The organism is Cobetia sp. QF-1 (assembly GCF_002213105.1).
In the GTDB taxonomy this organism is placed as follows: Bacteria; Pseudomonadota; Gammaproteobacteria; order Pseudomonadales; family Halomonadaceae; genus Cobetia; species Cobetia crustatorum.
Genome location: NZ_NBVS01000008.1, coordinates 52,194 through 67,073 on the forward strand (window position 1 = coordinate 52,194; position 14,880 = coordinate 67,073).

Consider the following 14,880-nt stretch of genomic DNA (forward strand, 5'->3'; position numbering starts at 1 on the left):
GCGAGTTGACCGTATGAGCGATGCCCGCGCCCACGAGCGGCTGCAGCAGTTTTACATCCCAGAAGAGCAGTCCATCTATCTGCTCTCGCATCATGATGCCAAGAAACTGAAAGACTGGGTGGCACTATGTGTTGCCCAGTTGGAAGGGCTTGGCTACAGAGATATCCACCTGGTTGGCAAAGGCGCTTATGGCTTCGTGTTTGCCGGTTGGCGTGGACAGGGTGGCAGGGATGATGAAGGTGTCCGTGAGGAGCACGTCTTCAAGTTCACGCGGGTAACATTGCCACAAGCGTTACAGGACCGCCTCGAGGAAGAGGCTTATATGCTGGATCAGGTCGCGCATCCGCGTATTCCACGCCTGATCAGTTATCAGAGAGTACGTCGCCAGTCGATTCTGGTGATGGAACGCGCGCCGGGGATCAATCTGGAAGAATACTCGCTGCGTCATGGCCGAATGTCACCAAGATTGGTGGTCAAGATTGCCAGTCAGCTAGCGGATATTCTCAAATCACTGCGCGGGACTGGCCCAGGAAGTCGCTCTGGCGTTGGCGCGGCGTCGAGTACGCCTCACAACAGTCGTCCTGTGGTACACGGTGATATCAAACCTTCCAACCTGGTATTTGATGCTGAGCAAGAGCAGGTCGCGCTGATTGACTGGGGAAGTTCAGTGTTCGCTCAGCTGGATGAGCGGTTGCAGTTCGTCACGACAAACGTCATGCAGCTGATGTCGGACAACCTACAGCAGACCAATGCGCGGTTAGGTGATGTCTACTTCATCGGCGAGGAGCAGCTAGGAGGCGCACTCTCCTCGCCGCGCTTCGATGAACAGGGTGTCGCAGCTACGCTCTATGCACTCGCATCCGGACAGTCATGTCGATTTGGCGTACAGGCTATACCAGCTGTCTCACTTGGGTTGCCGAGAGAGTTTGCACGTCTGTTGGATAGCTTGCTGTCAGATATCCCCGCGCAACGAATGCAGGCTGGGGACTATTTTTTGCGTGAGATGCCCAGGCTGGCCCGGCTTGTCATGCCAGAGCTCGGTTTACCCTCATCGCAACCTTTGCTACCGGTCTGGGTGCGCCCCGCAGTGCGTGACATTGATACGGTTGTCTACACCTCTCGCAAGTCGTTTTTGCGGGAGGCTTTTGAACCGGCAGGTTATCAGGGCAATAATGTGCTCGATGACGTTAATGATGTGCAACTAGATCGTTATTACAAGAATTTCATGCAGGGCATGGGAGAAACGGAAAAAGCCTTTCTTGCCGCGGTCAGCCGACTGGGAAAGTATCCCATCGTTGGTGGATTGGCGATTCGCTGGGAGCCACAGGGCATTTATATCGACACGGCCCTGCATCTTCATGACCCCACATTGAAGGCTGCCTTTGTCGTCGCGATCAATAACATGGTGGCATTGGCACGCGCTATTTATCGGCAAGGTGTGTTCAAGGCGTGCCTCTTCAATGCCCGCGACACGCTGCATCTTGAACGTGAAGATCCTGATACCGCTTTTGTCTTCTCCCAGTATTCGGTTGGTAATGCGATGCCGAGATTGCCCTACGAAGTCAGTGCCGTACCAGAACTTGAGGACGAGTCACGCATTCATTCGTACTTCGAGGATGGGCCAGATCCTGAAGAGCTATTGGCATTGCCTGGCGAGATAATGAGCGCGCTGGCGGAGCTCAATCAGATTCACCACACCGGCATGCTCATTTTTGAGGCCTTGCCACATCACCTCAAGATTCACAGTTATTATCGACTGCTGGATCCAGCACGCGAGGCCGATTTCGCCCGCCTACTGGCAGCGATACTGGACGCAGTGCCGCTGATTTCGGGGCTTGGTATATCAGGCTTCATGAAAATGCCTTACAAGAACACTAAACATTTTCATCACGTTGAGTCGCAGCCAGAGGATTTCTATCCACGTGATCCACGTGAGATGGCACAGTAGTCGGATGAGGTCATGCTTAGAAATAAGAGGGAGGAGGATGTCAGAGAATTATTGATGCAATAAATAATACTGTGCATGACTTCTCGTTAGGGATGTAAAGGTTATCTGGTAGGTAGGTCGATATTAATATAGCATCGCAGCTGTCGATATCGTTCGACACATTTACATCTATACCTATAAAACAGGGAACGTCTATGACTTTGTTCAATCGTGTATCACTAGCGATCTTGCTAGGAGGCCTTCTCGCTGGCTGTAGCGCCAATACGACGATCAGTAGCCCATCCGAAACCGCGAAAATTAATCTCAAGGATGTCAGTCGTAACCAGTCCACGGTTCAGCAAGAATTGCCGACCACTAGTTTTGGTAATTATGAATTTGAAGTGATGGATGAGCAGAAGGCACCGATGTACGGCATTCTACCGCTGAAGTTCAACGGTGGTTATCTGGCACTCGACATCCTCTTGTTTGCACCGGGAGCGTTCTTTAACTTGCGTGAAGTTTATCCCTATTATGAGATTGACCACGATCAGGGCGTGGTACGTTATCGAAGCGAAAAGGGTGGCGAGTGGACCACCTATACGCCTACGCAGGAAGAAGCTGAACGGGCACGTAAATACTTCGCTGCACAGAAAAGTGCCAGTCAGTAGTCGTTTCTCGGTAGTGTGAGGATTGGTATCAGAAAACGCCGCATCAGCTCACTGCTGATGCGGCGTTTTTGTGTGTGTGACTTAACATGGAGATAAGTCGTCGAAAGACATTAGTCTTTCATCTGACGAGGGCGTGTCATGGCCTGCGGTGAGAGAAGCGCCTCGAGTCGTGCGTCATCAAGCAGACCTTCTTCCCGTACCAGTTCTAGTACACTACGGCCGCTGACAAGAGCTTCCTTGGCGATACGCGTCGCATTGTCATAGCCAATATACGGATTGAGTGCGGTGATCAAGCCGATAGAATTATTGACCAATTCGGCGCAGCGATCGCGATTTGCAGTGATACCAATGACACAGCGGTTCCTGAGCATTGTCATGGCGCGACTTAGCTGTCGGATAGAATCGAATAGCTTATAGGCGATCAGTGGTTCCATCACGTTGAGCTGTAGCTGGCCCGCTTCTGCCGCCATGGTCAGTGCGGTATCGTTGCCGATAACGTCGAAGGCGACCTGGTTGACGGCTTCTGGAATCACCGGGTTGACCTTGCCTGGCATGATCGAACTGCCCGGCTGTTGCGGAGGTAGATTGATTTCGTTAAAGCCGGTGCGCGGGCCGGAAGACAGTAAACGCAGGTCGTTACAGATCTTGGACAGTTTGACCGCCAGGCGCTTGAGCATGCCGTGGAACAGTACAAAGGCTCCCATGTCGCTGGTAGCCTCTACCAGATCAGATGCTGGGCGGAAGTCGATACTGGAACGGCGTGCGAGCGCTTCGATGGCCAGTGCGCTGTAGCGTGGATCAGCGTTAATTCCGGTACCAATGGCGGTACCGCCTAGATTCACCTCTTTCAATAGCTCATTCAGGTTGGCGATACGCTCGACATCTTCGCGTAGAGTGTTGGCAAAGGCGCGGAACTCCTGACCCAGGGTCATCGGCACTGCATCCTGCAGCTGAGTGCGGCCCATCTTGACCACATCGTCAAACTCCAGTGCCTTGGTGGCAAAGGCGTTGGCCAGCTCGCTCAGGGCATCGACCAGCATCGAATGACTGCGCAGCAGTCCCACGCGAATAGCGGTGGGGTAGGCATCGTTAGTGGACTGCGCCATATTGACGTGATTGTTGGGATGCAGTTGCTGGTAGTCTCCTTTTTCCAGGCCAAGGTACTCCAGGCCAAGATTGGCGATTACCTCATTGGCATTCATGTTGGTAGAGGTGCCGGCCCCTCCCTGGATCATATCAACCACAAACTGGTTATGATGATCGCCGTTCATCAGGCGAGCACAAGCATGCTGAATAGCATCGTGTTCGCGTGTCTCAAGATAGCCAAGTGCGTGATTGGCTTCGGCGGCGGCAGCTTTCACCAGTGCCAAGCCCTCGACCAGTCGTGGGAAGTGTGACAGGGGCACGCCTGATAAATGAAAGTTATTGAGTGCGCGTTGCGTCTGGATGCCGTAATAGGCATCAGATGGCACAGGTTCACGCCCGAGCAGATCCTTTTCGAGACGGAAGCCGTTGGCCAGTGCCTCGCGCTCGGCATAGTTCAGGTCTGTGAGCGATGATGAAGTCGTGCTGGCATTGGAGACTGGGGTGGCTTCCGGAAGACTGTTCACTTGGGCGGAACTCCTGGCTGAAGTACACTGTTGCGCTTGAATGGCGGTTGAGGTGGTCAAGGGTAACCAGCCCAGCACCACGCCGACCAATGCCATTCACTGCTGCCGTATACGCGAAACGCATAAGACGAAGGTGGTGTCACGGGAAGTACCGTCAACCACCAGTCATGAGACCCTGCATGCTCGGCCTGTGGAATCTTATCCGGCATGTTCGAAATAGATGGGAGTTTGGGTGAATCTGGAATCAAAATGGCTGGAAGACTTCGTCGCGCTGTCCAATACGCGCAGCTTCTCTGCCTCGGCGCGTCAGCGTCATGTCACCCAACCTGCATTTAGTCGCCGAATTCGGGCACTTGAACAGGCCGTAGGTACCACTCTGGTGGATCGCTCTACCACGCCTGTCAGCCTGACACCGGAGGGGCAGCTATTTCTGGTGACGGCGCGCAACCTCACAGAGCAGCTTTCGGAGTGTCTCGCGCATCTGCGAGGGCTGAGCATGGCCAATGAGACACTGGACATTGCAGCAGCGCATTCGTTGGCTTTAGCGTTCTTCCCAAAGTGGATATCTCGACTTCAGCAGGGTCTAGGCGAGTTGCCGACGAGGCTCTCGGCGATGAATGTGGGGGATGCCATTCACTCGTTGCGCGAGGGCAATTGCGATCTGATGCTGGCCTATTACGATCCCTATGCCAGCATGCAGCTCGACGCGGAGGTCTTCCCGTCTTTCTCGGTGGCGAAAGTCAACATGCTGCCGGTCTGTGCTCCTCTTGAGAATGGCGCCCCGCGCTTTCCACTGACGGGGCAGGACGACACCAGCCAAGACGTGATTCCACTGCTGTCTTACACCCAAGGGGCATTTCTGGGTCGCAGCGTGAAGATGTTGCTCAAGAACGATCCGTTACGTTTGCGGTTACGTACCGTCTTTGAGATGGCGATGGCAGAAGGACTGAAGGGCATGGCGCTGCAAGGTGTTGGAATGGCCTGGATTCCGGACTTCTGTATTCGTGATGAGCTCTCGAGTGGCAAGCTGGTGCGTGCTGGCAATGAAGCATGGGATATCCCGCTGGAGATTCGCCTTTATCGCTGCTCATTGGTCCACAAGCCCGGTATTGACAAGCTTTGGAAGCAGCTGATGAATCTGCCGCGTGACTTTCTGGAAGCTTGATGATGTAGATCTCGCCGGTATGGGTCACCATGCACCAATAGAAATGGTAGGCCATTGGCCTACCATTTCTATTGGTGCCGCATAAGGTGTAGAGCCGTCATGCAAGGTGTCGCGGTGTAAGGCTTGAAGTCAAAATCCTGTCTGGCCAGCATGTAGCCCGAGAAAGTTCTGAATGATAAAGAAATGGTCTTCGAACAGAGTATCTGGCTCTAGATCTGCTAGCGCGACCCAACGGGCTTGCTCCTCGCTTTCTTTACCACCACTGCGCAGTCTCGGCAGTTGCTGCTCTGGTCTTAGTGCGAAATAGAAGGCTTCTGCCAGCGTTCTTCCTCGCCAGCTGCGATGCGGTGCATCAAACATGCGCTGACCACGCAGAGAACCCCGCAAGACAGGCTCTGGCACCTTTAGGCGCACTCGCTCTTTCAGCTCACGTAGGCAGGCATCCAGCAGGCGTTCTTGCGGCTGAACAAAACCGCCGGGGAGGGCATAAAGCCCCTTGCCAGGGGCGGCACGGCGAGTCGTGAGCAAGACATGCCCTGACTGTACGACGACAGCGTTGACCGTAATGAATAATGGCGGGTAGGGCGCATCGCTCCAAGCGGTCCTGTACTGCTCCAACAAGCGTCGTTCTTCGACCAGTCCTTGCCATGCCGTCTCGTGTAGAAAACCGTGCAAGTGTTCAGCAACTGAGGCTGGCAGCAGCTCACAGCCTTCGTTGTTCAGCCAGTCTTCGGCGCGTGCGCGTTCGGTAAAGATGACTTCACGAATACGGCTGGCCACCATGCCTTCGCGCAGTGATACGGCGACGGATTCCCACTGAGGAAACAGGCTGAGGTAATAGCTTGATTGCGTACTGCTGTCGTGCCGATTAGCGCCTATCAGCGCAATGCGCGGCATTCGATTGGCTTGAGGGCGGGCAATGTCACGCACCTTGCGCTGTACATCGCGCACCCAGACATCGTCGTTGTAGAGCGCATCCAGCAGCGGGACGATTTCAAGGCGCGTATTGGCAGAATCGCTGAAACAGCTCCGGATCATACGGGTACGTTCATCGAAGGTAAAAGGATTGCGCAATGAACGCGCTTGCCAGGCCGAACCCACCAGAACGATCACCTGCCGAGCGATACGTAGTGCCTCCTCCATGACGGCGACATGTCCGTAGTGAACAGGTTGGAAACGTCCAATGAAGACAAGACAATCATACTGATAGTTCTTGGATCTGGGGTGATCCTCCGTACTGACCGATGACTGGTGATGTGTTGCAGGCAGAATGGAGGACGATGGCATATGAGGCTCCGTAACCGTGCAGGGAATAAAATCGGCCTCGCGTAGAGTCGCAGGTTATCACTAGCGTATCAGATTATCTGCATGCGACGAACGACATTGAATCCTGCTGACGAGTCACTATCTCGATTCGTTATTTATAGCGTTATCTTGCAGTGGAAAGATACTCAATCTATTAGAGTGCTTAAGTCATCGTGATTATGCGAAAGCTGCAACATTAGGGATGTGCGAGGGGGCAATGAGAAAGAGTGATTCATCAATGCACGAAGGGCCCCCGAGCAAGCCATTCAAGCACTTGCTCGGGGAGTGCGACCGTCATATCAATAAACGGCGATCATCATGGTAGCGATCAAGCCGTTTTTGCGGTCAGAACGTCAGTGATCCATTCGACCACCTTGTCGCCCTGTGCATTGACGCAGACATCGACGAGTGGAGTCTGAGACCACTGATTGCCCAGGAATTCGCGTCCTTCAGGGGCGAACAGGGTCTGGCCTTCTGCCAAGCCTTCAACTTCGACATTTAGATGGCCACGTTCGACAGTGAACATCTCCGGCTTCATCAGCCAGGCCAAGGCGCAGCTATCGTGTGGGCAGCAGCCGTCGATGCCACGCGCTTCCTTATAGAAGGCCTTGTAGAACTGATAGCTGCCAGAGAGCACTTCACCCAGCGCGCCTTGTGCGACACGAATGCGCTCGACATGTGCCGGCGTGAGTATGCAGCGATGAGTGGCGTCGAGACCGACCATGGTCAGCGGCCAGCCAGCGGTCAGCACTTTCTTGGCAGCATGGGGGTCGTTGAAGATGTTGGCTTCGGCGACAGGAGAAACATTGCCACCTTCACGGATGGAGCCCCCCATGACGATGACCTGTTTGACCTTGCTGATGATACTTGGGTCTAGTTGCAGAGCAGTCGCCAGGTTGCCGAGCGGACCGACAGCAACGAGCGTGATTTCACCGGGACGTGCATTGACCTGTTCAACAATGAACTGCGGTGCACTGATGGCAAGCGCCTTGCCCTTGGGTGTCGGGATATCCATGTTGCCCAAGCCGTTGGCACCATGGATGTGTGCGGGTGCCGGGAACTTATCCTTGACCAGCGGCTGAGAGGCACCCTGTGCAACAGGAATACTCTGACCTGCCAACTCGCCCAACAGCAGAGCGTTTGAGGTGGCTGTTTCGATGGTGACATTACCGAAGGTCGTCGTCATGCCGAGGAATTCAATGTCTGGATGTGCCAGACAGATAGCAATGGCTTGCGCGTCATCAACGCCCGGATCGGTATCGAAGATAATAGGAGTGTTCATGATGTCCTCTTTAAATTGGATCTGCACATCTTGGCAGTATGTCTGGCAGCGGTACCTCCCCGCTGCAGATGAATTGCAACGAAAAGATGCGAAACGAGTCAGTGGCACTTGGCTCGCAGGGCGTTGTTTAGTTGCTCAGGTTTTCAATTGCCCAGGCGGTCAATGAGTTAGCATATCCAGTGCCGGCCATTCGGCCAGCGCATCAGCAACATCACTGGCGACAGGAATGCTGGGTGCAGCACCTTCTCTGCTGACACATAAAGCAGAGGCGGTACTGGCACGGCGCAGACTATCCTCGATGCTCAATCCTTCAATCTGACTGGCGAGATAATAGCCAATAAACGTGTCGCCAGCCGCCGTGGTATCGACGGCTTTCACGCGATGTGCGGGAAGTTGAATGCGCAGTTCGCCTAGCTGATAGCAGACGCCTTCACTGCCAAGTGTCATCACGACCTCGGTATTAGGGAGTCGTGAATGCAGAGCGTTGAGCAGGGTGTCGACCGGCGCGCTTTCTTCAAGTTCGACCAGTTGAGCCGCTTCGCCGCGATTGAGGAAGAGAACCTGGCAGTGTTCTAACGGTAAACGCAGTACCTCTGCGCCCATCGGGGCCGGATTGAAAGCGATTTTCATCTGTTTGGCATGTGCTAATTCAATGACCGTGCCAAGCGCGTTGCATTCATTTTGCAGTAGCAGCCAATCGCCTTGCGCCACACTTGAGAACAGCGTGTTCAAGTGCTCATCGATAAAGCCGTGATTGGCGCCCGGATGCAGGATGATGCTGTTCTCGGCGTGGTCATCAACCTGAATGATGGCATGGCCACTTGCATTGGCACTGAGCTCTATCTGTGAGGTGATGACTCCTGCGCTTTCCAATGACTCAAGAGCCCAGCGATCGCTGTTGCCGAGACGGCCCCAGTGAGTGACGCCTCCTCCGGCCCGTGCGAGCGCAAGGGATTGGTTGGCACCCTTGCCGCCCAGTACCTGACGGTAGGAGAGGCTCGCTAGGGTTTCACCGGGCCGCACAAGGTGGGATACCCGATAGACGTGATCAATATTGATAGAACCGTAGTTGTAAAGCATGCAGCCTCCTTGGGGTCGAGCATCCTAGCAAAGCCTTGGCCGCCTGTCCCCAGTCCTGTTACCAATGTCTGACCTGTTGGTCATGTTTGAGCGTTGAAGTCAGTAGACTCTCAGAACGCAAGGGAAAGCGCATACTCTTTCTATCGCAGCAGGACTCAGGATATTGGCCCATGCAGGCACCGACACGTTCCACTATTACAATCAAGAAGTGGGTTTGGCGTGCGCTCTTTACCAGTACCATGATCCCGTTATTTCTGGTAGAGATGGCGCTGGTCGGGGTGTATTTTCTGTCGAATGATGAAATTCGCGATGCCAACCTCAGCTATCTACAGGCGCAGTCCAGTAGCGAACTCAATCTGGCGGTATTACGAGAGGCCGGATCGCTTGATCGTCAGTTGGAGCATGTTCAGAATCTATCCAGCAGCATGGCCTCACAGGCAAGCGATATTGCAGTCGATATGGATGTTGTCATCGCGCCTGCTGAGTTGGCACGTCACGCCGCACGCGCCAATGGGGTATGGGCGACACAAGGCAATAATGGTAACCAGGCCAGCGGTTATTATCCGCGCTTGCCACAGTCAACTCAGGATATTCCGCTGGCACTAAGAATGACGGGCATTGATCCCATCATGCGCAATATCGTGTCCTCGCATTCTTCAGTCGTGCAGACGTTCACGACCTTGGCCGATTGTTATGTGCGGATCTATCCCTATGTGAACCTGGCCGAACTCGTGCCGCCCAATCACGATTGTCGCAATTTCTCTTTTTTCTATCGTGCTGCACCTGATGAGAATGCTGCCCGCAGGACCATCTGGACTGATGTCTATGAAGATCCGGCCGGGAATGGCTGGATGACATCGGCCGTGACCCCCTTTTATGTCGATGATCACTTCCTCGGTGTCGCGGGTGTCGACATGACGTTGGATGTCATCGTCAATCAGATACTCGCGATGGAATTGCCCTGGAGCGGCTTCGCCATGCTGTTTGATCAACATGGGCGTTCATTGGCAGTACCTCAGCGAGGCGAAAGCCTGCTGTCGTTGATGCCAATTGAACGGCCCGATGTTCAAGGGGTACTGGAAGAGGATGTTATTCGTCCCGCGCAGCTGGAGTTGGAGCAGCATGTCGTCTTCGCGAATCTTGCGACGGAAATTCTGACACAGCGGCGTGGCTCAAGCAGTGTCCTGGTGGAAGGCGCGCCCTATAAAGTGGCGTGGGAACATTTGGAGAGCAATAACTGGATCATGCTTAGCATGGTGGCAGAAGATGCCGTGTTTTCGCGTACTGCCGAAATTGGGCGTAACTTCCAGTTGGTTGGTATGGCATTGGTCGGTGGACTGATCCTGTTCTATTTTAGTTTTTTTATTCTGATGAGTTGGCGTACTCACCACATCAGCCGTCGGCTCTCAGTGCCGCTGGCAGAGTTGTGTGATCGCCTACATCGCATCGGCCTAGGGGCAGAGGTCGAGTCAGCGGGTGCCAGTGGCCTTGTCGAGCTCGATGAAGCCAATAGCACTGCGGAAGAGATGTATCGGCGCTTGCGACACACGCAAAAGGAATTGCAGGCTAGTGAAAGACGTTTGCTGGATTCCTTGGAAGCCAGTGGCGACAGCCTGTGGGAGATGGATATTCCCGAGCGCATCATTCGTATCCATCCGAATCTCTGGAAGATGTTGGGTGCCAGTGGTCATGAACCTTTGGTCATGCGTGAGATCGATTTTGATCGTTTGATACACCCTGAAGATCTTGAAGGGGTGCATATGCTGCGTTATAAGGTTTTCACTACTTTTGGCGAAAGTTTTGAATGTCAGTATCGAATGCGCGCCCCGAGGGAGGAAGATCTGCAGCATATTGAAGATATGGGGGTGGCTAATAGCGCCTCGATCAGTGATGAGGCAGACAACGTCGAAGTCGCATTGCCCGCAGAAGAGCCAGCACTTTCGTTCGAGGAAGAAGTCGAAGAGGATCAGACGTGCTGGGTACTGCTTAGCTCTCGAGGGCGCGTAGTATCATGGGATGCCGAGAGGCGCCCGCTCAAGGCGGCAGGCATGCATATTCTTATTGATCAGAGTGTTCGGCTACGGCCGGTGTCCTCGTAGAGATGTGCTAGACGTAATATCAGAACAGTGCACTTTCCGACATGGCCCAGTATTTGGGTGGGGCACGACTCAACACATGTGAATGTGAGTCGTGCTTGCTGTCGACGTTCCAACAACTATCCTTCTGGCCGGCCTTACTCTCTATGCGTTATTACCTGATTCAGACCACTCACTTTCCTTGCTTCAGGTTCTCGCCAGACGCCTTGTTACGCAAATAGGTGCCAATGTTGGCCAGGCTCAGATTCAGCATGTTCTGACGGGCTTCCTGGCTGATCCATGCGTTGTGTGGTGTAACGATCAAATTCAGCGCCTTGCTCTGATCGCGACGCATGTCTGCAAGCGCTGACAGCAACTCATGGCCTTCCTTGGGGGGTTCTACCGGCAGGCTATCCACTGCAAGCCCCCCCAGTCGACCAGATTTCAGTGCTTCAAGGGCTGCTGACTCGTCAATGATGCCACCACGAGCACAGTTGACCAGTAATGCACCGGGCTTCAGTTGCGACAACGCCGTTTCATCAATCAGGTGCCGGGTTTCTGGCGTCAACGGGCAATGCAAGCTGATAGCATCTGCCTCGGGTAATAAACTTGCAACGCTGGGCCGCTCGGCTGTCGGCTCACTACCCGGGCGAGCGGCAAAGGTCACGCGCATGCCGAAGGCCTCACCCAGCTTGCCGACAGCACTGCCAAGCTCGCCCTTGCCGACGATGACCAGGTGTTTGCCAGCCAACTGGATGACTGGGCGGTGCATCAGGCAGAACGTGGCGCTACGTTGCCAGTCACCTTCCGCGACATCTGTCTGATAGCTGGCTAAGCGCCCCGCCAGTGCCAGCAACAGCATCCATGTGTGCTGGGCCACGGATGCTGTGCCGTAGGCATTGACGTTCATCACACGAATTCCCTGCGCCTCAGCGGCAGCGATATCCACATTGTTGGTGCCTGTCGCCATGACAGCGATCAATTCAAGCTCGGGTAACTGCGTAAGATGATGTGCTTCCAGGCGTACCTTGTTCACCAACACGATAGGTACGCCTGTCAGACGTTCAACCACTTCATCGGGCTGAGTTGCTTCATGGCAGATCAGCCCATTCACGCCTGCCTGCAACTGGCTGAAGTCCATGCCATCACCCAGTGAGGCTGCATCGAGCATTACCGCTTGCGGGAGAGGAGAAGTCAGGCTGGAGGACGGAGTGGAATCTACCTGAGAAGTGCGATTTTGATCAGACATCTTGTTCCTCGTGACTAGGTGAGGTTGCAGGATAGAGTCGGCAATGAGACCTAGCAGACAATGCCTTGTGAGGGATTGTCTGAGGGTGTTGCCCCGCACGGGGCCGAGCACGCTATAATGTGCCCCTTTCGCTTTGACTTGAAAGCCGCTCAACTGGCCTTATGTACGTGTGCTAGAGGCATCGCCCGTGAATGTTGCGACATTGGGGCATTCGCGGCGCACTCAAGCTTAAGGTACGCCGCAAGGCATAACTTTGTCATGGTGTGTGAGCTGCCCCTGCAGTTTTCGCCCAGTATTGTCAGGAAAGAAAAACCATGCCGATCTATGAATACCACTGTAAGGCCTGTGGCCATCGGATGGACAAGTTGCAGAAAATCAGCGCTGCGCCGCTGACGGAGTGTCCGGAATGCAAGGCAGATCAGCTTGAGAAGCTGATTTCTGCCGCCGGCTTCCGTCTCGCGGGAAGTGGCTGGTACGAGACGGATTTCAAGTCCGGCAACAAGAAGAATCTGGCCGGTGGTAATGACAGCGCTTCGTGACAGCACTTTCTGAAAGTCAGTGATGGAAATCAGTTATCACAGACGTCATTACCAACGGCCACTGAGACAGGTACGCAGTGCGCGTATCGATCACGAATTTGAGCAACAAGGAAACAACATGCGCAGCCACTATTGCGGCAAACTGAACGAGACCCTGATCGATCAGGATGTCACTCTGTGCGGGTGGGTGCACCGCCGTCGCGATCACGGTGGCGTCATCTTCCTCGATATGCGCGACCGTGATGGTATCGCCCAGATCGTTGTCGATCCTGATACCGTCGATGCCTTCGCCACTGCCGACAAAGTGCGTAGCGAGTATGTTCTGCGTATCAAGGGCCGTATCCGTATGCGGCCGGAAGGTACCCAGAACCCGAATATGCCGACAGGCATGATCGAGGTGCTGGCCAAGGATGTTGAGGTGCTCAACACTGCACAGACTCCACCGTTCCAGCTTGACGACCACAACAAGGTCGGTGAGGAAGTTCGCCTCAAGTATCGCTACATCGATCTGCGTCGTCCCGACATGATTGAGAAGTTGCGTCTGCGTTCACGCATTACCCACAGTGTGCGTGCCCAGCTTGAAGCACTTGGCTTCCTCGATATCGAGACGCCGATCCTGACGCGCGCTACGCCAGAAGGTGCACGTGACTATCTGGTGCCGAGCCGCACCTATGCCGGCAACTTCTTTGCACTGCCGCAGTCTCCTCAGCTGTTCAAGCAGCTATTGATGGTCGCGGGCGTTGACCGTTACTACCAGATTGCCAAGTGCTTCCGTGATGAAGATCTGCGTGCCGATCGTCAGCCGGAATTCACCCAGATTGACCTTGAAGCCAGCTTTGTCGACGAGCAGGACATCATGGGCATGACCGAGACCATGATCAGTGGCCTCTACAAGGAAGTGCTGGGTGTCGATTTCGGCAAGTTCCCGACCATGCCGTACTCTGAAGCCATTCAGCGCTTCGGTTCTGACAAGCCGGACCTGCGTATTCCGCTGGAACTGGTCGATGTCGATGACCTGATGAGCAGTGTGGACTTCAAGGTCTTCTCCGGTCCGGCCAAGGATGACAAGGGCCGCGTCGCGGCGCTGCGTGTTCCGGGCGGTGCTAGCCTGTCGCGCAAGGAAATCGATGCCTACACCAAGTTCGTTGGTATTTATGGCGCCAAGGGTCTGGCATGGATCAAGGTCAATGAGCGCGCCAAGGGCATCGAGGGGCTGCAATCGCCGATCGTCAAGTTCATGGAAGACGTGGTTGATGAAGTGCTGGACCGCTGTGGCGCCGTCGATGGCGACATCGTGTTCTTCGGTGCTGACAAGTCCAATATCGTTGCCGAAGCGATCGGCGCGCTGCGCGTCAAGCTGGGTGAAGATCTCAACCTGTATACCTGTGAGTGGGCGCCGCTGTGGGTCATTGATTTCCCGATGTTTGAAGCCGATGCCAACGGCCGCCTGAGCGCGCTGCATCACCCGTTCACGGCGCCGTCCTGCAGCCCGGAAGAGCTCAAGGCAAATCCGGAAACTGCACTGTCACGCGCTTACGACATGGTCATCAACGGCACCGAATTGGGTGGCGGCTCCATCCGTATTCACGACCAAGCCATGCAGCGTACCGTGTTCGAAGTATTGGGTATCGGCGAAGAAGAAGCGGAAGAGAAATTCGGCTTCCTGCTCGACGCCCTGAAGTTTGGCGCGCCGCCCCATGGTGGTCTGGCCTTTGGTCTCGACCGTCTGGTAATGCTGATGACTGGCGCGAAGACCATTCGTGAAGTGATTGCCTTCCCGAAAACCCAGAGCGCCGGCTGCATGATGACTGACGCACCGGGTGAAGTCAGCGGTGAGCAGCTCAAGGAGTTGAACATCCGCCTGCGTCAGAAAGCGAAGGTAGAAGAAGAAGGCCAGGCCTGATATCTAGCAGGTCTGTCATACGATATCGCGGGCAAGTCCAAGGGTAGTGTGGTCGTCCGCGATACCGTTGGGTTCAA

Annotated in this window: 11 protein-coding genes; 6 read left to right on the plus strand and 5 right to left on the minus strand. The window is 54.6% G+C overall.

Annotated features, from left to right (window positions below; genetic code table 11):
• The first annotated feature begins 13 nt into the window (after window positions 1-13).
• Together CFN46_RS14010 and CFN46_RS14015 are read left to right on the plus strand one after the other, a co-directional pair.
• Window positions 14-1,948, plus strand: a complete 1,935-nt coding sequence (locus CFN46_RS14010) for a protein kinase (protein ID WP_088743843.1) — start codon at window positions 14-16, stop codon at window positions 1,946-1,948.
• Between the two features lie 194 nt (window positions 1,949-2,142).
• A complete protein-coding gene (locus CFN46_RS14015) occupies window positions 2,143-2,595 on the plus strand; it encodes a hypothetical protein (protein ID WP_088743844.1) in 453 nt (150 codons plus the stop codon).
• 110 nt (window positions 2,596-2,705) lie between these two features.
• Here CFN46_RS14015 and CFN46_RS14020 read toward each other — a convergent pair whose 3' ends face one another.
• The gene (locus CFN46_RS14020; protein ID WP_254918500.1) at window positions 2,706-4,115 is read right to left on the minus strand and encodes an aspartate ammonia-lyase; all 1,410 of its coding nucleotides are present in this window, start codon (window positions 4,113-4,115) and stop codon (window positions 2,706-2,708) included.
• A gap of 322 nt (window positions 4,116-4,437) precedes the next feature.
• On the opposite strand from CFN46_RS14020, the gene CFN46_RS14025 reads away from it, so the two are divergent.
• A complete protein-coding gene (locus CFN46_RS14025; protein WP_088743846.1) occupies window positions 4,438-5,370 on the plus strand; it encodes a LysR family transcriptional regulator in 933 nt (310 codons plus the stop codon).
• A gap of 129 nt (window positions 5,371-5,499) precedes the next feature.
• Here the strand turns inward: CFN46_RS14025 and CFN46_RS14030 are convergent, their stop codons facing one another.
• From CFN46_RS14030 to CFN46_RS14040, 3 genes are all read right to left on the minus strand, one after another.
• Window positions 5,500-6,657 (minus strand): bifunctional nicotinamide-nucleotide adenylyltransferase/Nudix hydroxylase, encoded by a 1,158-nt coding sequence (locus CFN46_RS14030; RefSeq protein WP_088743847.1) that lies wholly within the window; start codon window positions 6,655-6,657, stop codon window positions 5,500-5,502.
• Between the two features lie 346 nt (window positions 6,658-7,003).
• A complete protein-coding gene (locus CFN46_RS14035; protein ID WP_024952902.1) occupies window positions 7,004-7,957 on the minus strand; it encodes a nucleoside hydrolase in 954 nt (317 codons plus the stop codon).
• 159 nt (window positions 7,958-8,116) lie between these two features.
• On the minus strand, window positions 8,117-9,037 hold the full coding sequence (locus CFN46_RS14040) for a ribokinase (protein ID WP_024952903.1): 921 nt from the start codon (window positions 9,035-9,037) through the stop codon (window positions 8,117-8,119).
• Window positions 9,038-9,207: 170 nt separating this feature from the next.
• Between CFN46_RS14040 and CFN46_RS14045 the strand changes: the two genes are divergently transcribed.
• Window positions 9,208-11,136: a hypothetical protein gene (locus CFN46_RS14045; RefSeq protein ID WP_024952904.1), complete on the plus strand. Its 1,929-nt coding sequence runs from the start codon at window positions 9,208-9,210 to the stop codon at window positions 11,134-11,136.
• 169 nt (window positions 11,137-11,305) lie between these two features.
• Here CFN46_RS14045 and CFN46_RS14050 read toward each other — a convergent pair whose 3' ends face one another.
• Window positions 11,306-12,361 (minus strand): NAD(P)-dependent oxidoreductase, encoded by a 1,056-nt coding sequence (locus tag CFN46_RS14050; RefSeq protein WP_088743848.1) that lies wholly within the window; start codon window positions 12,359-12,361, stop codon window positions 11,306-11,308.
• A 314-nt stretch (window positions 12,362-12,675) separates the two neighbouring features.
• On the opposite strand from CFN46_RS14050, the gene CFN46_RS14055 reads away from it, so the two are divergent.
• Both CFN46_RS14055 and aspS read left to right on the plus strand, forming a co-directional pair.
• Window positions 12,676-12,900, plus strand: a complete 225-nt coding sequence (locus CFN46_RS14055; protein WP_024952906.1) for an FmdB family zinc ribbon protein — start codon at window positions 12,676-12,678, stop codon at window positions 12,898-12,900.
• A 118-nt stretch (window positions 12,901-13,018) separates the two neighbouring features.
• Window positions 13,019-14,803, plus strand: coding sequence for an aspartate--tRNA ligase (gene aspS / locus CFN46_RS14060; RefSeq protein WP_024952907.1), 1,785 nt, complete (start codon window positions 13,019-13,021; stop codon window positions 14,801-14,803).
• Window positions 14,804-14,880 lie beyond the last annotated feature (77 nt).

Coding starts and splice junctions, on each gene's coding strand:
- CFN46_RS14035 (WP_024952902.1), bottom strand. CDS start 7,957: ATGAACACTCCTATTATCTTCGATACCGATCCGGGCGTTGATGACGCG.
- CFN46_RS14010 (WP_088743843.1), top strand. CDS start 14: ATGAGCGATGCCCGCGCCCACGAGCGGCTGCAGCAGTTTTACATCCCA.
- aspS (WP_024952907.1), top strand. CDS start 13,019: ATGCGCAGCCACTATTGCGGCAAACTGAACGAGACCCTGATCGATCAG.
- CFN46_RS14045 (WP_024952904.1), top strand. CDS start 9,208: ATGCAGGCACCGACACGTTCCACTATTACAATCAAGAAGTGGGTTTGG.
- CFN46_RS14015 (WP_088743844.1), top strand. CDS start 2,143: ATGACTTTGTTCAATCGTGTATCACTAGCGATCTTGCTAGGAGGCCTT.
- CFN46_RS14030 (WP_088743847.1), bottom strand. CDS start 6,657: ATGCCATCGTCCTCCATTCTGCCTGCAACACATCACCAGTCATCGGTC.
- CFN46_RS14040 (WP_024952903.1), bottom strand. CDS start 9,037: ATGCTTTACAACTACGGTTCTATCAATATTGATCACGTCTATCGGGTA.
- CFN46_RS14050 (WP_088743848.1), bottom strand. CDS start 12,361: ATGTCTGATCAAAATCGCACTTCTCAGGTAGATTCCACTCCGTCCTCC.
- CFN46_RS14055 (WP_024952906.1), top strand. CDS start 12,676: ATGCCGATCTATGAATACCACTGTAAGGCCTGTGGCCATCGGATGGAC.